Source organism: Xanthomonas fragariae (assembly GCF_900183975.1).
In the GTDB taxonomy this organism is placed as follows: domain Bacteria; phylum Pseudomonadota; class Gammaproteobacteria; order Xanthomonadales; family Xanthomonadaceae; genus Xanthomonas; species Xanthomonas fragariae.
Map to the genome: position 1 here is coordinate 516,303 of NZ_LT853882.1, position 20,356 is coordinate 536,658.

The 20,356-nt window shown below is 61.9% G+C and carries 16 protein-coding genes, 1 other RNA gene and 1 pseudogene; 8 read left to right on the plus strand and 10 right to left on the minus strand.

The features are described 5' to 3' along the window. Positions 1–26: 26 nt before the first annotated feature. From glf to PD885_RS02340, 4 genes are all read right to left on the minus strand, one after another. A complete protein-coding gene (gene glf, locus PD885_RS02325) occupies positions 27–1,214 on the minus strand; it encodes a UDP-galactopyranose mutase (RefSeq protein WP_002803060.1) in 1,188 nt (395 codons plus the stop codon). Further along, a complete protein-coding gene (locus tag PD885_RS02330) occupies positions 1,211–2,395 on the minus strand; it encodes a glycosyltransferase family 1 protein (protein WP_002803061.1) in 1,185 nt (394 codons plus the stop codon). Before PD885_RS02330 ends, glf begins: the two co-directional genes overlap by 4 nt. Positions 2,396–2,435: 40 nt before the next feature. Beyond that, complete coding sequence (gene galE / locus PD885_RS02335) at positions 2,436–3,605, minus strand: UDP-glucose 4-epimerase GalE (RefSeq protein WP_002803062.1); 1,170 nt, start codon at positions 3,603–3,605, stop codon at positions 2,436–2,438. 416 nt (positions 3,606–4,021) lie between these two features. Then, positions 4,022–4,888 (minus strand): glucose 1-dehydrogenase, encoded by an 867-nt coding sequence (locus PD885_RS02340; protein ID WP_002803064.1) that lies wholly within the window; start codon positions 4,886–4,888, stop codon positions 4,022–4,024. Between the two features lie 230 nt (positions 4,889–5,118). Between PD885_RS02340 and PD885_RS02345 the strand changes: the two genes are divergently transcribed. The 4 genes from PD885_RS02345 (at position 5,119) to PD885_RS02370 (ending at position 8,472) form a co-directional block, all read left to right on the plus strand. Next, positions 5,119–5,760, plus strand: coding sequence for a DUF6766 family protein (locus PD885_RS02345; RefSeq protein WP_002803066.1), 642 nt, complete (start codon positions 5,119–5,121; stop codon positions 5,758–5,760). Between the two features lie 147 nt (positions 5,761–5,907). Continuing rightward, positions 5,908–6,093 (plus strand): hypothetical protein, encoded by a 186-nt coding sequence (locus tag PD885_RS02350; protein WP_002803068.1) that lies wholly within the window; start codon positions 5,908–5,910, stop codon positions 6,091–6,093. A gap of 856 nt (positions 6,094–6,949) precedes the next feature. Continuing rightward, positions 6,950–8,230 (plus strand): sigma-54-dependent transcriptional regulator, encoded by a 1,281-nt coding sequence (locus PD885_RS02365; protein WP_002803074.1) that lies wholly within the window; start codon positions 6,950–6,952, stop codon positions 8,228–8,230. After that, positions 8,230–8,472, plus strand: a complete 243-nt coding sequence (locus PD885_RS02370) for a hypothetical protein (protein ID WP_172404506.1) — start codon at positions 8,230–8,232, stop codon at positions 8,470–8,472. The genes PD885_RS02365 and PD885_RS02370 overlap by 1 nt, the downstream gene beginning before the upstream one ends. Here PD885_RS02370 and PD885_RS02375 read toward each other — a convergent pair. Continuing rightward, positions 8,466–8,849 (minus strand): response regulator, encoded by a 384-nt coding sequence (locus tag PD885_RS02375; protein WP_002803079.1) that lies wholly within the window; start codon positions 8,847–8,849, stop codon positions 8,466–8,468. The genes PD885_RS02370 and PD885_RS02375 overlap by 7 nt on opposite strands. Before the next feature lie 210 nt (positions 8,850–9,059). Between PD885_RS02375 and PD885_RS02380 the strand changes: the two genes are divergently transcribed. Next, on the plus strand, positions 9,060–12,614 hold the full coding sequence (locus tag PD885_RS02380; RefSeq protein WP_088057093.1) for a CheR family methyltransferase: 3,555 nt from the start codon (positions 9,060–9,062) through the stop codon (positions 12,612–12,614). A 177-nt stretch (positions 12,615–12,791) separates the two neighbouring features. On the opposite strand, the gene PD885_RS02385 is transcribed toward PD885_RS02380, so the two are convergent. Then, a non-coding RNA gene (locus tag PD885_RS02385) (sX9 sRNA) lies at positions 12,792–12,867 on the minus strand. Between the two features lie 345 nt (positions 12,868–13,212). On the opposite strand from PD885_RS02385, the gene PD885_RS02395 reads away from it, so the two are divergent. Further along, entirely contained in the window at positions 13,213–13,785 is a 573-nt protein-coding gene (locus PD885_RS02395; protein ID WP_002803083.1) for a hypothetical protein, read from the plus strand. 256 nt (positions 13,786–14,041) lie between these two features. Here PD885_RS02395 and PD885_RS02400 read toward each other — a convergent pair whose 3' ends face one another. The 3 genes and pseudogenes from PD885_RS02400 to PD885_RS02410 form a co-directional block, all read right to left on the minus strand. After that, positions 14,042–14,941 carry a manganese catalase family protein gene (locus PD885_RS02400; RefSeq protein ID WP_002803085.1) on the minus strand — a complete coding sequence of 300 codons (900 nt, stop codon included), beginning with the start codon at positions 14,939–14,941 and terminating at the stop codon, positions 14,042–14,044. 137 nt (positions 14,942–15,078) lie between these two features. Next, positions 15,079–15,585, minus strand: a complete 507-nt coding sequence (locus tag PD885_RS02405; RefSeq protein ID WP_002803088.1) for a YciE/YciF ferroxidase family protein — start codon at positions 15,583–15,585, stop codon at positions 15,079–15,081. A 43-nt stretch (positions 15,586–15,628) separates the two neighbouring features. Then, positions 15,629–16,159: pseudogene (locus PD885_RS02410) on the minus strand (DUF892 family protein). Positions 16,160–16,637: 478 nt separating this feature from the next. Here PD885_RS02410 and PD885_RS02420 point away from each other — a divergent pair. Beyond that, a complete protein-coding gene (locus PD885_RS02420; protein WP_002803093.1) occupies positions 16,638–18,233 on the plus strand; it encodes an APC family permease in 1,596 nt (531 codons plus the stop codon). Positions 18,234–18,323: 90 nt separating this feature from the next. Here PD885_RS02420 and PD885_RS02425 read toward each other — a convergent pair whose 3' ends face one another. Then, a complete protein-coding gene (locus tag PD885_RS02425) occupies positions 18,324–19,016 on the minus strand; it encodes a hypothetical protein (RefSeq protein ID WP_002803094.1) in 693 nt (230 codons plus the stop codon). A gap of 366 nt (positions 19,017–19,382) precedes the next feature. Between PD885_RS02425 and PD885_RS02430 the strand changes: the two genes are divergently transcribed. Next, positions 19,383–20,309, plus strand: a complete 927-nt coding sequence (locus tag PD885_RS02430; RefSeq protein ID WP_040762124.1) for an oxygenase MpaB family protein — start codon at positions 19,383–19,385, stop codon at positions 20,307–20,309. Positions 20,310–20,356 lie beyond the last annotated feature (47 nt).

The following is a 20,356-nucleotide window of genomic DNA, read 5'->3' on the forward strand; positions in this document are numbered from 1 at the left end:
CTGCTGCAGGGGCGGGGCGTTGTCGATCACATCGCCGGTTCGGCGCGACGCTGCTGTTCGGCGTCTTCGATGCGCTTGTACAAGGCCAAGGCCTGACCGACCACTTGATCCATGTTGTAGTACTTGTAGGTGCCCAGCCGCCCAAGGAAGGTGACCTTGGGCGTCTCGGCCGCCAAGCGCTCGTAGCGCCGGTACAGCTCGGTGTTCTCTGCGCGTGGAATCGGATAATACGGATCGCCTTCGGCCGATGGATACTCGCGGGTGAGGCTGGTCTTTGGGTGTTGCTGACCGGTCAGGTGCTTGTATTCGGTGATGCGCGTGTAGGCGACATCTTCGGCCGGATAGTTGATCGTGGCCACCGCCTGGAAGTGCTCCTGATCCAGCGTGCTGTGCTCGAACTTGAGCGAGCGATACGGCAGCTTGCCGTAGCAATAGTCGAAGTATTCATCCACCGGCCCGCTGTAGACCAGCTGGTCGTAGTCCAGCTCGTCGCGGATCTCGCGGTAGCAGGTATTGAGCATCACCTTGATGTTGGGATGATCGAGCATGCGCTCGAACATGCGCGTGTACCCGTGCAATGGCATCTGCTGGAAGGTGTCGGTAAAGTAACGGTCGTCGTCGTTGGTACGCGTCGGCACGCGTGAGGTCACCGATTTGTCCAGCTGCGACGGATCCAGGCCCCATTGCTTGCGCGTATAGCCGCGGAAGAAGGTCTCGTACAGCGCGTGGCCCACCTGGTTGATCACCACATCTTCGCTGGTCTGGATGTCGGCCACCGGCTCGGCACGGCTGGCCAGAAACGCGGCGGCCTCTTCTTCGGTGGTGAGCTGCAAGCCGTACAAGCGATTCAATGTGGTCATGTTGATCGGGATCGGCACCTGCTGCTCGCCCACCTGCGCGAGCACGCGGTGCTCATACGGGCGCCACTGCGTGAAGTTGGACAGATAATCGACGATGCGCTGCGCATTGGTGTGGAAAATATGCGGGCCATAGCGATGGATCAGCACACCGGCATCGTCGTGAAAGTCATAGGCATTGCCACCGATATGGGGGCGACGATCGACCACCAGTACACGCTTGCCCAGGCCCGTAGCCAATCGCTCGGCCAGCACGCTGCCGGCAAAACCCGCGCCGACGATCAGGTAATCGAAGCCACGCCGCGTACTGCTGCGCGTACGCGTGTTGGCGAGCGGCGCAGCGCCGGAAAGCGTCATTGCATCCAAGAGAGGGTCTCCTTCATCAAGTCGTAGGTGTGGTCCCAGGACATATCGCCCAGAACCTGGTCGGCGGAGTGGAACAACTGCTCGCGATCGGCGCCGTCCTGCAGCGCGGTCTCGCAAGCGGCCACAAAGGCATCGGGAGTGTCGGCAATACGCACCACGCCGGAGTCGCCATAGGTGCGCACCACATCGTGGATCGGCGTGGACACGACCGGGCAGCCGCCGGCCAGATATTCGGGCGTCTTGGTCGGGCTGATGAAGCGGGTGGAGGCGTTCATCGCGAAGGGCATCAACGCCACATCCCAGCCAGACAGATAGCCGGGCAGTTCGTCGTAGGTTTTGCTGCCCAGGTAATGGATGTTGTCGGCCTGGGGCAAATCGGCCGAGTCGATCTTGGCCACCGGCCCGATCATCACGAACTGCCACTGCGGCCGCTGCACGGCAATCGTGCGCAATAGCTCCACATCGAAGCGCTCGTCGATCACGCCATAGAATCCGAGTCGCGGATGTGCAATGCCGGTTTGATCGGCAGGCTCCTGCTGCGGCGCGCGAGCTGCAGCAAAGTGCGCCACGTCCACACTGCTCGGAAACGCATGCGCGTTGGCATGCAGCGCGCGTTTGGCTTCCCATATGCTGTAGCCGCCGGTGAAAACCACATCGGCACGCTGCAGCAGTTCGCGCTCGCGTTGCACCAGTTCGGGCGGCGCACCGCGGAAAGCCGACAGCTCATCCATGCAATCGTAGACGATGGTGCGTGGATGCAGATGCGCACTGAAGCTCTGACTCATCGGCGTGTAGTACCACAGCAGCAGATCGCTCACGCCGAGCTCGGCCAGGTAGCCGTCCAGCAGCCGGCGCTGCACCTGCACGGCATCGTCGCCTTCGCGCCCGGCCGGCAAACGCGGCACCAGGACATGCACGCCGCCTTCCTCGCCACGCACCTGCAGCCACGGATCGGGCTCGTCGCAGGCAATGGGTTCTTCCCAGAATAGGACGTTGAAATCGCGTGCAAAGCGCGCCATCAGATGCTGCGGGCGCTGATAAACAAAGCTCCATCGCAGATGCGACAGACACAACAGCGTGGGCCGTGACGCGTCGAACTGCGGCGCACTGTCGGATGCAACGGCTCGGCGGGTCTTGCCGATAGCGTATTGGAACTGACCAGCCCAACTCATGGAATGTCCCCAGTAAAAGAAAAGAAAGAATCACCGCGCATCACGCGCGCGAAAGACGGTCGGCGACCACCAACGTGCGTGCCGGTTCGCTGCGCCGCCGCCCATCCGCCGTCAGCATCAGCCGGCGTGCCGGTGCAACGAGTTCGCGAGCAACCTCGCGTTCGGGTACGGTTGCCGGTGTGCGCTGCCGGGGCAGGCGCGAGGTGGCATAACCATCTGGGTACATCGACTGCCAGCGCCAGGTGTCGCGGCACATGCGGTCCAGGTCGTATTCGGCTTTCCAGCCCAACAGCCGATTGGCCAGCGCGGTACTGGCGAAATACACCGCCACATCGCCATCGCGGCGCGGCGCAATGCGCAGCGGGATGCGGCGACCGCTGGCACGCTCGAACGCGGCCGCCACTTCGCGCACGCTATAGCCGCGCCCGGTGCCGAGATTCACCACCAGCCCCTTGCGTTTGCGTTGCAGGTAATCGATAGCATCCACGTGCGCGCGTGCCAGATCCATCACATGCAGATAGTCGCGCACACCGGTGCCGTCTTCGGTGGGGTAGTCGTCGCCAAACACATGCAAGGTATCGCGGCGACCGACCGCAACCTGCGCGATGTACGGCATCAAATTGTTCGGCACCCCGCGCGGGTCTTCGCCCAGATAGCCGCTGGGATGCGCACCGACCGGGTTGAAGTAGCGCAGCAGCGCCGCGTTGAACTCCGGCCAGGCCGCGCTCAGATCGCCGATCATTTCTTCCATCATCAGCTTGGTGCGCCCGTACGGATTGATCGCCTTCAACGGCGCGCTTTCCTTGATCGGGCTGATGTTGGCGTCGCCATACACGGTGGCAGACGAACTGAACACCAGGTTGGACACCTTGGCGATGCGCATTGCACGCAACAGCGACAGCGTGCCGGTGACATTGTTGTTGAAATACAGCAGCGGCTCGCGCACCGATTCGCCCACCGCCTTGAGCGCAGCGAAATGCAGCACCGCATCGATGCGTTTGCTGATCAGCAGCTCTGCGAGCTCGGGTGCACGCACATCCATGCGATGGAATTCCGGTCGAAATCTCATCAGATGCTGCAGATGATCGAGCACGCGTTCGGACGAATTGCTGAAATTATCGACGATGCACACATCGTGTCCACGTCGCGCCAGTTCGACGCAGGTATGTGAGCCGATATAGCCGGTACCGCCGGTGACCAAAATTCTCATTGTTGTCTGCCTTGTGGGAGCGCTGACGCGCTAGCCTGCCAATGGCGCGGATGCACCACCTCGCACGTTTCGATGCGTGTTGCGTGATGTCATCGCGCCAGCAGTGCTGAGCACCTGTGCCACGCACGAATGGCGGGCAGGTCTGGGCGAGAAGTAAGGGGGGGCGTGCATCACGTCCAACGCAACTTATGTTAGGTGGCGCGGCGTGAGAGCAGACGCAGTGGTTGGTGTGCGCCATGCGAGTACAACGTTGACCGGATGCTCACTGCCTCTGTGTGTTTTCGTTCGTTCGCTGATTGCCAATGCAATGCGGCTGATCAACCATCGGATGCGACGCAGCATCAAGCGTGCCGGGCAACAAAAAGCCCGCATCACTGCGCAAGTGACGCGGGCGTGGCGACACCTTGAATATCGCGTTACAGAGTGACTGCACCGCCGGAAATCATCAGTAAGGTGCCCGACGTATAACTGGCCGTATCGGATGCCAGCATGACATACGCCGATGCCAGCTCGACCGGCTGACCAGGACGGCCCATCGGCGTTTGGCTGCCGAAATTTTCTACCGAATCTTCGTCCATGCCCGACGGAATGAACGGCGTCCAGATCGGGCCCGGCAGCACGGCGTTGACGCGAATGTTTTTCTCGGCCAACACGCCGGCCAAGCCAATGGTGAGGTTGGCCAAGGCGCCCTTGGTGGCCGCGTAGGGCAGGATGTTCGGCGTCGGCTTCTTCGACTGCACCGAGGCGGTGTTGATGATGGAGCCGCCATCGGTCATCAACGGCACCGACAAGCGCACCAGGTTGAACACCGCATGCACGTTGGTGTCGAAGGTCTTGCGCCACTCGTCCAGAGTGATGTCTTCAAAGCTCTGGAAATACTTCTGATAGCCGGCGTTGTTGACCAGGATATCCAGACCACCGAACGTGCTGTTGACCTTGTCGATCAACGCTGCAGCCTGGCTGGGGTCGCTGATGTCGCAGCCGACCAGCAATGCGTTGACGCCGGCCTTTTCAATCAGCGCGCCGATCCTGGCCGCGTCTTCCTGCTCATCGGGAAGAAAGGCAATCGCCACATCGGCGCCTTCGCGCGCATACGCGATTGCCACCGCAGCGCCGATGCCGCTGTCGCCGCCGGTGATCAGCGCACGCTTGCCTTTCAGCTGGCCGTGACCGACGTAGCTGTCTTCGCCATGGTCCGGGCGCGGGTCCATCTTCTCGGTCCGGCCCGGGAAGCTCTGCTGCTGTGGCTTGAACGGCGGGCGCGGGTAATTAGGCAAGGGCATTGGGTGTCTCCTGACGGCGGGGGTCACGGGTCTGAGCGTCAGTGTGGTCACGCAGACGTAAACATCCGGGCTAAGCCATGTGGGCGGCATGTGTGTTGCGCGCCGGGAAATGGCTCGCGTATTCACGCCATGCGCAATACCACTGCGTGCACTGGATATGTTCGGTACCCAAACTTCATGTGCTTTTGCCGACCACGCTCGATACTGCGCGCATCGTCAGGAGGTCAACCATGTTCTTCCGCCGCAATGGGCTGTCGTTGTGTTTGCTTGCGCTCACGCTGTTGTTTATCGGTTGCCAGATCTACGCCGGGTTGCATGCGTTTAACGAAGAGTTGACCGAGCAGGGTCAGGCGACGCTGCAGCTGGCTGCGTATCTGCACAGCCCGCACTTCATGTCTGCACTGTTCGAGAACTGGGAGAGCGAGTTTCTGCAGATGGGCATGTATGTGTTGTTGACGGTGAAACTGCGTCAAGTAGGCTCAGCCGAGTCGCGTCCGCTCGATCCGAAGGAAGAAACCACCGACATCAAACCCGGTGCAACGCCATGGCCGGTGCGCGCTGGCGGGCTATGGCGACGCTTGTACGAGCATTCGCTGGCGATCGCCTTCGGCGCGTTGTTCCTGATGAGCTTTGTGCTGCACTTTATCGGTAGCTGGCGGCTGGCGTTGCTGGAGCATGCGCAAAAAGACTTGCCGCCGATCACCGTGCTCGACCATTTCACCAGCGCATCGTTCTGGTTCGAGTCGATGCAGAACTGGCAGAGCGAATTTCTGGCAGTGTTTGCGTTGGTGGTGTTGACCATCTGGTTGCGGCAGAAGGATTCGCCGCAGTCCAAGCCGGTGCAGGCACCGCATTCGCAGACCGGCGGGTAGCGCCGCCATCAGACCTGCTGCGCTGCCATCAGGCGGGCGCGGTCGACTTTGTCGACAGGCATCACTTCACGCCATCACATGTCTTCGTTCACCACCGTGCAATGCGCCAATGCCTAGCGTGGTGCCACGACGACGCAGGAGAGCAGCATGGGTAGCGAACCGAAAAAGCCATGGGGTCCGGAAGATGATCAGCAAAAGCCATTCACCCCGCAGGAGCAGCGCAACGAGGACGTTGAATGGAAGGTGCACGACATGCCCGACGACGATCCGGAAGTGAACAAGGCCGATCCAGAGCATGATTACGAACGCCCGGATGGTTCGGAAAAACGCTGAGGCCATCCAGCGACCAGACAGAAAAGCGCCCGCAGATGCGGGCGCTTTTCATTTCAGGCGTTCGTCGAGTTAACCCACACTGCGTTGCCTCGACGCCACGCGAGGCAACAGCGCTCAATGACCAGGGAGATACCCCAAGTCTGCTGCGGTCTTGCCGCGCAACAATCGATAGACCATCGGTCTTGAGGATCAACCAGGTACTGCCAAGCAGCGCATATGGCGGCGCGCACGCAGCGCCGCCATATGCGCTGCTTGGCGCACCACGCACGACCACGCTGCGTGCCGGGCATGTCACCTCGCCAGGCATGCCGTACCCAGCTGCGCAGGCGAACTCAACAGCAGGTCGGCTCACGCGCCGTGCAGAAAATGAAGATCGTGAGCGCGCCCTGCACGCCATCTCCACAGTCGGCGCGTAGGCTGTTGGTCATCCAGCGAACTCGGCGCATGTCGTCGAGCGGATTGGTCCGACGCCGCGACTGGTGTCGCTCACGTCAGCGCCGGCTGACATTCTGCGTTGCGATGCAACAGCGCAAGCGAGCTGATCCACGCATCGATCAAGATGGCGTCCGCGTTCGGACTGGCGTGGCAGCCGTTGCAAACCTTGCACTCCTTGGCGTTTCGGCACTTTCGACGCGGCGACCGACCCCGGCCATGACGCTTGGCACTGGCATAATCCAGCGCTGCCGTGCGTACTTCGCTCACATTCACTGCGGCGAGCTCGATTTGGGGGAGAGCGCCGCACGGCGCATATGTCGTGACAGCAGCATGCAATCTCGATGTGATGCGCAGACGCGGGTTCGCGCCGCTGTCACAATTCTCAATTGAACATATCTAGTCATTGCGGACAGAAGCGCTCATGGACCCTCTTTCCTGCGCCATCATCGACGACGACGTGGAGTTCTGCGATCAGGTGGTTGAGTTAGCCACCGATAGCGGCTTCCGTGCCAAGGGCATCCACACCCTCGGCGAAGCCAGCCATTGGCTGGACAGCAACTTCCCCGACTTGCTGGTCGTGGATGTTGGTCTGCCCGATGGCAGCGGTTTCGATCTCATCGAACGGCTCGACCCGGATCACACGCCACAGATTGTGGTGGTGTCGGGCGATTACGCCTACGAAACCCAGGGCCGCGCGCAGCAATTCGGCGTCAGCGAGTTTCTCACCAAGCCTTTCGAGCCGGAACGTCTGGAGCGGGTGCTCGGCGGGCTGCGTGAAGCGCAGCGGGGCAACCTGGGCATCGTCGGCAATAGCGACAGCGTTGTGCTGCTGCGCAAGGACATCGTGCGCGTGGCGCCGACCGATCTGAATGTGCTGGTGACCGGCGAAACCGGTACCGGTAAGGATCTGGTCGCGCGGGCCATCCACCGTGTGTCCGGCCGTCGCGGTCGCTTCGTGCCGGTCAACTGCGGCGCGATTCCGGAAGAACTGCTGGCCAGCCAGTTGTTCGGTCACGAGCGCGGCAGCTTCACCGGTGCCGATCGTCGGCATGCCGGGTTCCTGGAACAAGCCGCCGATGGCACGTTGTTCCTGGACGAAATCGGCGAAATGCCCAAGCGCCTGCAGGTGTACCTGCTGCGGGCGATCGAATCGCGCAGCTTCATGCGTGTTGGCGGTAACGAGGAAATCCCGTTGGAGGCCCGCGTTGTGGCTGCCACGCATCAGCATGTGCAGCGCGAGCACGCTGTGCTGCGCGAGGATCTGTTCTATCGCCTCAACGAATACCCAATCCAGGTGCCGCCGCTGCGCGAACGGCGCGGCGACGCGCGTCTGCTGGGCCTGCGCGTGATCGACGAGCTCAACGTGCAGTATGGCGAGCGCAAGCTGCCAACCAAATCGTTGCTCCGCTATCTGGCGTATCACACCTGGCCGGGCAACGTGCGCGAACTGCGCTCGTTCATTCGCTATCTGTATCTGCGTTCGGATGGGGATCTATTGAGCGCGCCGGAGATCGAGCAGACCGTGCCGCAGGCCGATCAGGACGGGTTGTTGATTCCGGCTGGCTGGACCATGCGTCAGGCCGAAGACGCCATGATCGAAGCCACACTGGCACGCACGCGCTTCAACAAGAAGGCTGCGGCGCGTGAGCTGGGGATCAGCGTGCGTACGCTGCACAACCGGCTCAGCGACAAGGACACCTAGTGCCCGATGCATCACAGGGGCAGCGGCGCGACCTGCTGCACAAGTTGCGCAACCGTCTCAACGTGATGGGCTTTGCGCTGTACGCCATACGCAACGAATCCTCCAAGCCGCTGGAAACGCTACGCAGCGCGCATCAGTCCGCTGTCGAGCTGCTCAATCAAATCGGCGCAGAAGAACGCGCCCTGCAGCATGCCGTTGACGCATCCACAAAGACACCACACGCGGATGGCAGCGATCAGTGATGCTCGGCTGGCTTGGACTGGTTGCTCAGCAGCGTCGTGATCGTGCGCGGGTTGTACGGCTTCATGCAATACGACAGATGCGCGAAGCGCTGCGGCAAGGTGTAGCGGTCGTAGCCCGAGCAAAACGAAAACGGTACACCGCGCTCCATCAAGGCATCGGCCACCGGAAACACCGGCTGGCCGCGCACATTGACGTCCAGCAACGCCCCATCGATGGCTTGGCCCGAATTGACTAGCGACAGGGCGTCGGGCACATTGCCGACGGGCCCGACCACGCTGACGCCGGCTTCCATCAATAAGTCGTTGAGAGATTCAGCCAGTAAATAATCATCCTCGACCACGAGGATGCGGCGGCCGTTGAGTGAATTGTCGAGCATGGGAAACTCCAGGGCGTTGGCGCAATCACAGACGCGCGTTCGCATGGTGCGCGTAGCCCGGGTTAATGCCGTGCGTAAGCAGGCGCTTCCAAGACCGGTCTCTGCAACGCGCTGCGCACCTGCATGCGCGTGGTGCGTGACAGTCGAGACGGGTTGGGCGATGATCACAGATTGCGCTTGAAGTCCGGCGCTGCCGATGTGATCGCTGCCATGACCGACGACGAATCTTCCCACGACGACACCGCGCCTGATCCCACCACGCATTCGCCATTGTTCATCCTTGGAGTCGGCGCTGCCGGCCTGGATGCGACCCGCTTGGCCGAATTGCTCGACGCGGTCGCAGGCGCTTCCAATCTGGCCATCATGTTGTTGCTACGTGACCGCCAGTTGCTGGACGAGCAGTGCCTGCGTGAATTGCTCGGCAAACAGGCCACGTTGTTGGTGGTGCCCAAAGATGGCGATCGGTTGCAGCCGGGCCGGTTTTATCTGCCGCCCAGCGATACCTTGGTGACCTTGGAAGAAGGTCGTCTGCGTCTGCGCACACTACTGGATGACGAAAGCGATCATGGGTTGATCGACAGCTTCTTCGTGTCGATGGCGCACGATCAGGACGGCAATGTGATCGGCCTGATCATGGGTCGCTTCGATGGCGACGGCACCTTGGGCACTGCGGCGATCAAGGAGTGCGGTGGCCTGGCGCTGGTGGTGGACGATGCCTTGTTGCAAGGGCTGGATCTGCGCAGCGCTAGCAACCCGGCCGCGATCACCGACGATATCCTGCCGCTGCCACGCGTAGCCGCGCGCATTGCTGCGCATATGCAGCGTCATCACGGCTTCGGGCATCCCGCGCCGGTGGGTGTGCGCAACGGCAGCGAAAACGACAAGCTCAGCCAGGTCGCCGGCATCTTGCGCAATACCACCGGCCACGATTTCCACGGTTACAAGCGAGCCACGTTTTTGCGCCGCGTACAGCGGCGCATGCAGGTGGTGCAGGTGGAAACGCTGGAGCAGTATCTGGAAGTGCTGCGCAATCGCTTCGACGAGCCGTTGCAACTGTTCAACGATCTGCTGATTGGCGTGACCCAGTTCTTCCGCGACCGCCGCGAGTTCGAGTTTCTTGAGCAGCAGGTGATTCCGCGGTTGTTTCAGGGCAAGCACGTGGGCGACAGTCTGCGCGTGTGGGTATTGGGCTGTTCCACCGGTGAAGAAGCGTATTCGTTGGCGATGCTGTTGCGCGAGCATGCCGACACGGTAGATGCCGCGCCACGCATCCAGATCTTTGCCAGCGACATCGATGGGCGCGCGTTGGCCACTGCGCGGGTGGGGCGCTACGCGTCCAGCATTGTGGGTGAAGTTTCACCGAAACGCTTGCGACGCTGGTTCGTCAAGGAGGGCGACACCTATGTGGTGAGCAAGGAGTTGCGTGAGTTGTGCGTGTTCTCCCAGCACAGCATCGTCAAGGACCCGCCGTTCTCGCGGCTGGATCTGGTGTCGTGCCGCAATCTGCTGATCTACCTGGATGCCGAACTGCAGAACCGGGTGATCCCGATCTTTCATTTCGCGCTCAAGCCGGGCGGCTATTTGTTTCTGGGCAATGCCGAAAATGTCTCACGGCATGCGCAGTTGTTCTCTCCGGTGGAGCGCAGCTTCCGCGTGTTCCAGCGGATCGATGCCGACAGCCGCGTGCATGCCACGTTCCCCAGCTTGCCGCTTGCGCCTGCCGGGTGCGTGCCGGCGCCGCCGCAGCGGCAGCGGCAGCGCACCTCCAGCAATGCGTTGGTGCGCGCCGGCGAGCGCATTGCCGACCGCTACGCGCCGGCCTATGCGGTGCTGGACGAACATTTCGATGTGCTGCACTTTTCCTCGCAAGCCGGGCGTTTCATTCGTCCCGGTAGCGGCGCGCCAACTCTCAATCTGCTCAATCTGATCCATCGCGATCTGCGCCTGGATCTGCGTAGCGCGCTCAGTCGCGCCGAGGTGGACAAGTCGCCGGTGCATGTCAAGGGCATCCAGGTGCACGAAGACGCATCGAGCTGGGCGGTGGATCTATTCGTGGAGCCAACCTCCGATTCGGAGGCTCCGCGTGGCTATGTAGTGCTGTTCCAGGAAGTGGAAGCGCGCGAACCGGTGGAGCTGCCCGTGCCGCGCGAAAGCATCCCCGACAACGAACATGTGCAGGTGCTGGAAAACGAACTGCGCATCACCCGTGAGCGGCTGCAGTCGATGATCGAAGAGCTGGAAAGCACCAACGAGGAACTCAAGTCCTCCAACGAGGAATACCAGTCGCTTAATGAAGAGCTGCAAAGCGCCAATGAGGAGCTGGAAACCTCCAAGGAAGAGTTGCAGTCGGTCAACGAGGAAGTCACCACCGTCAACGGCGAACTGGCTCATCGCGTGCAGGAGTTGGCGCATGCCAACAGCGATCTGAAGAACCTGCTGGAAAGCACCCAGATCGCCACGGTGTTCCTGGACAACGAGCTGCGTGTCACCAACTTTACCCCTGCCGTCACCGACATCCTGCCGCTGGTGGAAAGCGACATCCGCCGACCGATCAGCGACATCAAGATGCATGTCGACTATGACGAGCTACAGGACGATGTCCGCCGAGTGATCCGCACCCTGGCGGTGCTCGATCGCGAGGTCGAAAATCCCGGCACCCACGCGCGTTACATGGTGCGTATGCTGCCTTATCGCACGGTGGACAATTTCATTGGTGGCGCGGTGCTGACCTTCATGGACGTCACCCCGCTCACGCGCGCCGAGCAGGCGCTACGTAGCAGTGAGCAACGCCTACGTACCCTGATGGAAGGCATTCCGCAGCTGGTGTGGCGTTCGCTCGATGGCGGTCGCTGGACCTGGTCCAGCCCGCAATGGTCCAGCTACACCGGCTGGAGCGATGCCGAGAGCCTGGAGCTGGGCTGGTTGCAGGCGGTGCATCCGGACGAGCGCGAGCTGACCATGAAGGCGTGGCAGGAGAGTACGTCGAACGGCGAGCTGGATGTAGAGCACCGCCTGTTCAACGCGGCCGAGCATGGCTACCGCTGGTTTCATACGCGCGGCGCACCGGTGCGCGACGAGCGCGGCCAGGTATTGGAATGGCTGGGAACCTCGACCGAATCGGACAACCTGCGTCGCCTGCAGGAAGAACAACGCGTGCTGGTGAGCGAGTTGCAGCACCGCACCCGCAATCTGATCACCGTGGTGCAATCGGTCGCCAAGCAAACTGTGCAGACCAGCCAGAACATGCCGGAGTTCGCCGGCAAGTTCGAAGACAGGTTGTCTGCGCTGTCGCGCGTGCAAGGGTTGTTGTCGCAATCGGACAATATCCCGACCACCATCGGCGCGTTGCTGCGCATGGAACTGGATGCGCTCGGTGCCACGCCCGATCAGCAGCGCATCATGGTCGAAGGCCCGGACGTGGCGTTGCGCAAATCCGCCGTGCAGACACTGGCGCTGGCATTGCACGAGTTGGCGACCAACGCACTCAAGCACGGCGCGCTTGCGGTGGACACCGGCACCTTGTCGATTCGTTGGAATGTCGAGTCCAGCGGCGACACGCCAGTGCCAGTGCGCTTGGTGCTGCTGTGGATCGAGGAAGGGGTAAATCAAAAACTGCGTAACGATCGCGACAACGCCGGCGGGTTCGGCCGTCGCCTGATCGAAAAAGCCTTGCCGTACAGCCACGATGCGCAAACACGCTACGAGCTCAGCGACACGCGGCTGGAATGCGAGATCCAGTTGCCCCTTAACTCGCTGCAAGGTTGAGTTGGATTGCATGACCCCAGACGCGTGCAAGCGCGTCTGCACTGGGTGGAATTGATCGTGCGCACGGAGGCGTGCACGCCGATGCATTGAGTTGCATATTCGATTCGATGCATGACGCATCGCTTGATGGTGGGGTTCGCTGCAGCCACTGCTGTTTGCAACATGCGGCGTTAGAGTGGATGACAAAACGTCGCGAGCGGTCGCCGGGTGGGTGCGCACAGCCCGGAGGAACCGCGGCTTACGTGTGGTGCATCATGCCGATTCGGAGCACCGGCCGCGCCCGCCTTGCGGTGAGCGCAGTGGTTTTGTTGGCCACTCTTACGTTAGCGCGCTCACAACGCGCATGTCGCGCATTCGTTAGTGCACCACAGCAACCTCTGCTGCATGTATGGGCGACAGCACGTACATGCAAACGCGTACCGTATGGAAAATCCTGCGCGACGGTGCAGATCTTGCGGCATATTCGACCTTCGCATTGCGCGCGCAGCAACTGAGGCCGGGTAAAACGCTTGCAGCGTCCACATCTGCGAGAGTCAAAAACTTGGCTCGCATTGTGCTTAACCACTGATGTCGTCGAGATGCACACAGTGGAGTAGTCATGATTACGCGCATTCTTCAGTTGTCTGCCCGCGCGGCGAGCAACGCGTGGGTTGAGGTCGGTGTGGGTGCCGATGCCGACATTCTGGTCGCCGACCGTGGCGGCAAACGCGAGGAGCGTGCCACCTTCGGACGGCGCGCGCCGGGCCAGCAGCGTTCGATCCATATGCAAGAACCCGGTTGGTTGGGTGGCGTTGATCTGGCCATTTGGGAAACGCAGCGCTGCGCGATTCCGCTATGCGGATTCGCCTGTACGGCGTCGGCAGACGGTACCACCGCAGCCACTTGGCTGAGCCAGAATGGCGGTGCCGTGTACGCGGCTGGCCTGCGCAACGTGATGGATATCGGCGGCCGCTTGCAGATGGGATTTTCGTTGCTGGTCGCCTCATCGGTAAGCATGCCGACGCATCGGCCTCTGTGTATCGACGGCGATGTAGGGCAGTGGCTGCACGCTAGTGGCAACGAGGCCATGCGCCATCTCACCCCATGGCGGTTGGAGCGTTGCACTCCTGTTGCCGGTGTGCGGCCGGAATGGGCAAGCGAAGAGCGCTCGGCGCAGGTCGCGCGGGTGTGACCGATCATGCCAGGCAGCATAAGGAAGGGGCCCATCGGGGCCCTTCTTCGCTTCAGTTACCGGTTTCTGATCTCGGCGACAGGACAACAACACGAGTGATTCAACCCATCGCTAGCGCGTGCACACGATAGGCCGATTGACGTGCGTCGTGCGTATCGAGTTCGGAGGTATCGTGCATGGCAACTCCTGTGGCGTGCCAAAAAAGAAACCCGGGTCGCGAACGATCCGGGCCGGTAATGGGCGGCACCCATCCGGTTTAGCGCTGAATGTCGCCGGTGGTGGAGCCGGCACCTGGGCCTGCGCCCAGGTCGGCGCCCGTCACGCGATCCAGTTCCGGGTTGGACAGCAGACGCATCGACATCGCATCCAGTGCGGCCGTCTGGGTCGTATCCAGCGCTACCGTCGCCGAGCCATCGCCGCCATCGACCGCGGCCTGCAGCTCGCGGTCTGTCACCACTTCCCACTGCTCGCCAGCATTCCACGGGCCGACCATGTCGCCTTCGCCCTGCGAGTTGTTGTAGTACTTGTCGGTGAAGCGCGGATCGCCCGGAAGCTTGCCCGGCGGGAAGTTCGGCTCGATCGAGTACAACGCTTTTTCGAACGACTTTTGATGTGCCACTTCGCGCGTCATCAAAAAGCGCAATGCATCGACGATGCCCGGATCATCGGTCACGGTAATCAAACGCTCATAGACCAGCTTGGCACGTGCTTCGGCAGCGATATTCGAGCGCATGTCCGCGGTGGGGCAGCCGATCGAATCGACATACGCTGCGGTCCACGGCACACCACTGGAATTGACCAGTGCCGGACCACCGCCATACAGAATCTGCTGGGTGTGGCTGGTGCTGTTCTGGGTCATGGTGCGCATCTCCATGGCTTCTTCCATCCCCTCGGAGAGCACTGCTTTCGGACCCTTGTTGAGCATGGCGATGATCGAACCGATCACTTCCAAATGGCTGATTTCTTCGGTTGCAATATCGAACAACAGATCCTTGCGGCCCGGATCGTCTTCGCCCAATGCCTGGGTGAAATAACGCATCGCAGCGGCGAGTTCGCCCTGCGGGCCGCCGAACTGTTCGAGCATCAATGTGGCCAGATCCGGATTCGGTTCGGCAACGCGGACGGTGTACATCAAACGCTTGTTATGCATGAACATGGGTCGTGCTCCATGGCTGACGCCCGGTGACTGCGGCCACTCAAGGAGCGGGCAGAAACGTGGGGCTTTGGCTTTCGGGGGATGCCCGCAAAAGATGCGGGCCAACGCAGGGCGGCCGTGCCGACCTGCGCGATGACTCAAGCCGCTTTGCTGGCCTTGGATGCTTTTTCGTTACCGCCTTGCTCGGCGAGCGAAGTCAGCTTTTGATCGGTGGCCTTTTCTTCTTCCAGCGTCGCCAGCAGCAGCGGCAGCGCGTCGGCGTAGCCCAGTTGCTTGGCCATCGCGGCGATGGTGCCGTACGAGGCAATCTCGTAATGCTCCACCTTTTGCGCACCGCCGATCAGCGCGGCATCGCGCACCGGGCCTGCTTCGATCTCTTCGATCACCTCGCGGCTTTCTTCGACCAGGCCTTCCATTGCAGCGCATTTGATGCGCTTGAGCTTGATGCCCAGCGCCTCCACGACCTGATCGATGCGTTCAATCTGGCCCTGGGTTTCTTCCAGATGGAGTTCAAAAGCTTGTTTCAGCTTCGGCTCGGTTGCTGCGCTGGCCAAGCGCGGGAGGGACTTGGTCAGCTGCTTCTCCGCGCTGTAGATGTCCGACAGCTCGTGGATGAAAAGTTCTTCGACAGTCTTGATCGCCATGGATGGCTCCTTTCAAGTGGTTAGAGGGTTGAAACGATGCGATTCACCGCTTGGCGGTGACGCCTTCCAGTTGTTCGCGTTCGAGAAACGCGAGCACGATTGCCTCCTGATGCGCGAGGCGTTATGCGGCCATCTCGATCTCTTGCTGCAGGATGTTTTTGCAGCTCTGTGCCGCCTGCGTTTGGCCGGCAACGCGCGTTGCGACGACGAGTGCGCGATGGGTGGCGATCTCCAGATGTTCAAAGGCGTCGCTGATGCTCACGCCCTTGGCCACTTCATCGGTCATGACTTCATCAGTCATCAATGCATCGCCGGCGGCACGCATGCTGACCGTGACGCTGCCGAGCATGCCTTTGACGGTCGGAACGCTGCCACAGACCAGGTCCGGACACTGCCGCACACTTGCGGACTGCTGCTGCGTTTTTTGCACGTGTTGCTCCGGCCGCAGCTTGAACGCGGGGTAATGCGCAACGCGCGATGCCTTCGCGGTCGACAAGGTCTCAGCTTCCTGCTCCATCGCATCAGCATCCTGCAGCCACATCACCAAGCGTTCTCTGGATTGCACCGTCGTCATCGTCGTTCGTATCTCAGGGCAGTACCGCGTAGTCGCTAAGCTAGTCCGGTGAGTGTTAGCGCGATCGGTGGAAACGGTGATCCCGATGCGATGGCGACCTGTGCTGTGGCGCAGGCTTGGCGACAGTTGGATGACTCGATGGCGATCGAGCTGGAGCGTGCCAGGCTGGCATCGAATCCGTCCTGCAAGGTGCTGCGTGCACAGCTCTGGCGTGTATCGGTTTCTGCAGCGATGCAATCGCGCGGCACACTGATTGCGACCCCAGCATGACGCCTTGACGCCATCGCCCCCAGCACCGATTGCCATGGCCAGGACCTCGCTTCCGTTTTCGTCGCATCGCGCTTCGCGGGGCCGACCTCAGGGCCGGCAGCCATGTCAAATCGACGCAAGTCTGAATACGCACTGACGACAAGCGGCCGCTTCTGCGATCATTGCAGGCTTGTTGCCGGTTCACGGCGTCCTCACAGCTAGGCTCTTCATGTCCGAACAAACGCTACACCGCGACGTTGGCCCCTTCGCCCTCATGCTCACCGGCTTGGGTTCGATCATTGGTTCCGGTTGGTTGTTCGGTGCCTGGCGCGCGGCGGGATTGGCCGGTCCGGGCGCGATCTGGGCCTGGATTCTGGGCGCAGCGATCATCACCACCATCGCGCTGTCTTACGCCGAACTGGGCGCCATGTTCCCCGAATCTGGCGGCATGGTCCGCTACAGCCACTATTCGCATGGCTCGCTGGTCGGCTTCATCGCCGGCTGGGCCAACTGGATCGCGATCGTCTCGGTGATCCCGGTCGAGGCCGAGGCCTCGGTGCAATACATGGCCTCCTGGCCGTGGGCCTGGGCGCAAGGCTTGTATGCGCATGCGCCCGGTGGAGCAGGAGAGTTGTCGGTGCCCGGCCTGCTGATTTCGGCGGCGCTGGTGCTGGTGTATTTCTTCCTGAATTTCTGGAGCGTCAAGCTGTTCGCACGCTCCAACACCTTGATTACCGTGTTCAAGCTGGTGGTGCCGGCAGCGACCGGTGTGGCCTTGATCGCCAGCGGCTTCCATACCGAAAACTTCAGCGTCGGCGTCGACGGCGGTACACACCTGCTCGACTTGGCCGCGATACTGACCGCAGTAGCGACCGCCGGCATCGTCTTCAGCTTCAATGGTTTCCAGAGCCCGGTGAATCTGGCCGGCGAAGCGCGTAACCCGGGCCGCAGCATTCCGTTCGCAGTGTTGGGCTCGATCGCGCTGGCCACGGTGGTCTACGTGGTTTTGCAGGTGGCTTACATCGGCGCGGTGCCGCCGGATCTGCTGGCCAAGGCCGGCTGGCACGGCATCGATTTCCGCTCGCCGTTCGCCGAGCTGGCCATCATCGTCAACCTGCATTGGCTGGCGATGCTGCTGTACATCGATGCGTTCGTCAGCCCCAGCGGCACCGGCATCACCTACACCGCCACCACCGCGCGCATGGTCTACGGCATGGAAAAGAACGGCACCATGCCGTCAGTGCTGGGCAAGCTACACCCGGTCTGGGGCGTGCCGCGCATGGCGATGTTCTTCAACTTGGCGGTGTCGTTCGTGTTCCTGTTCTTTTTCCGCGGCTGGGGCACGCTGGCGGCGGTGATCTCGGTGGCGACCATCATTTCCTATCTCACCGGCCCGATCAGCGCGATGGCGCTGCGCCGCCACGCACCGGAACTGCATCGCCCGCTGCGCATCGCCGCGCTGCCGGTGCTGGCCGGCGTGGCATTCGTCATGGCGACCGAGCTGCTGTATTGGGCGCGCTGGCCGCTGACCGGCGAAATCATCCTGTTGATGGTCGTTGCCCTGCCGGTGTACTGCTACTACCAGGCCAAGCAGGGCTGGCCGGATCTGCGCCGCAACCTCAAGGGCGCGGCCTGGATGATCTGCTACCTGCCAGTGGTCGCGCTGCTGTCCTGGGCCGGCAGTAGCCATTTCGGCGGACAGGGCTACCTCGGCTACGGCACCGATCTGGCAGCGGTGGCCGCGGTCGGCCTGGTGTTCTACATCTGGGGCGTGCGCAGCGGTTGGCGCACGCCGTCGGTCGAGAAGGCGGTTGCGCAGGCCTGAGCGCCTTCAAGCAAGATCGCTGACAAAAAACGGCCGGTGCATGCGCGCCGGCCGTTTTTGTTTGCCTGTGCTGGCGTTCTTGCAACTGGATCAGGAATTGACCACCAGGCGCGGCGCCCCATCGAAGCGGTCGAGGTCGCGCAGCAGTTCGGTGTAGCGCCGCAGTCTGCCCATCTCACGCATGTTGACGATGTCCTCGTGGCGCAGCTCGCGCCTGGAGGTCACTTCCTGCTTGTAGCGCAGCACTTCCGGATAGCGACGCGTCATCTCCAGCGCATCGGCGACGCACTCGACCGAATCGGCGTCCGGTGTCACCCGTGCGCGGCTGTTGAATGCCCGCAACCAGCGCTCGAAACCGGCGCTGTGATCGAACAGATCGGCGATGTACCACATGATGAACAGGATCGACGCCCACGAGGTAAAGATGATCACCACGCGGCTGAAGGTCAGGTGGTAGTCGTTTTGCCAAAGCTGGTGCGTGATTACGCCCAGCAACACCAGCGAAATCGTTTGCCAGCCTATGATCGAGGCGATCACCCATTGTTTCTTGGCGACGCCGAGCAGGGTGAGTTCCTCGTCGAGCTGCTGGTCGGTCTTGTCGCGCCAGTAGGCGACCTGCTCGTCGAAAGAGCGCCGATGGAGTGCGTTGTCCTGCAATAGCAGGCCCAAACCCTGGAACAAAGCGATCATGACAGGCTCCTGACGAATGGCTGGTACGAACGACTTGCTGCACTGGCGGCTGCCGGTGCCCTGGAGCGACCAACCCAACGCCGGGCGATGCATGGCGTGCGTCGGACGCCCTTAGTTCTAGCACTTTCGCTGTGCTTGGCAATGCCTCAAACGAGCCGACGGCCGCGCAATCTTGCGCATCTGCGCACAAATCATTGAATTCATGCGGTTTGCGGGCGATGGCGCCAGATCGCAGCAATGCTGCATCGCTGATCTTGTTGCACTGCACACCTGATACTGCATCGTTGCCGCTGCCATCGAGCCACTGACCAGCCCGTGGTGCAACGGCCCCAGGCAGCTCACCGCATCGCCCACACTTGCGAGAAGCCGGAACAAGCGCCGCCGAGCAGGCTGATGCCCTGATAGGCGTGCAGGCGAGGCTGCGACATGGCCTTGCAACCGTCTGCGTATCATTGCCGTATGTCAGCCGTCCTGCGTGCCCTTACCGCCCCCGCCGCCGAACAGATCCGCCGTTGGGTCCTTGGCGCATTTCCGCGTGGCCAGAGCAGCATCGAATACGACCAACCGCTGGGCGATGCCGGCATCTTCGGGCCCGACAGCGTCACCTGGCGCGTGCATTCCGAATTCCCCGGCATGTTGTCCGGTGGGTTGTGCGCATTGATGCTGCAGCTGCTGCACCCGCGCGCGCTGGCCGGGGTCTACGATCATTCCAACTTTCGCGCCGACCTGACCGGGCGGCTGCGTCGCACCACCAATTTCGTTGCCGGCACCACCTACGCGCCACGTGGGGAAGCCGAACAGCTGATCGCTCGCGTATGCAACATTCATTCGCATATCCGCGGCCATACCGCCGATGGCGTGCCGTACGACGCCAACGATCCTGAACTGCTGACCTGGGTGCATGTCACCGAGGCCTACGGCTTTTTGCAGGGATGTCGGCGTTATTGCCGCGAGGTGCCTACCGCCATCGCCGACCGCTACTACGACGAGGCACGACGCGTGGCCGAAGCCTTGGGTGCCACCGATGTGCCCGCCGGCCAGGCGCAGGTGGATGCGTATTTCGCCAACGTGCGCGGGCAACTGTGCATGGACGCGCGCTCGCGCGAAGTGCTCGACATCCTCACCAGCATCCAGTTGCCAGTGCCGGCGGCAGGTCTGTCGCGCGGCGTGTTTCTCGGTGCCGGCACCGCGTTGTTGCCGAGCTGGGCCAGCGACATGCTCGGCCGCACCACGACGCAACGCGCGCAGGCGCGTGCGTCGGCACGTTTGCTACGAAGTTTGTCGCCATTGTTTCGTACGGCGCTACGCGATGGACTGTCTGCGCGTGCTTGCCGCCGCATGCAATTGCCGCCAGCGATATTGCTGAAGTGGCCTGAGGAGGTGTGAGGCAGCTGCTGCAGACCCACGTAGCCCGCTTTGCCCTGCGCGCAGCG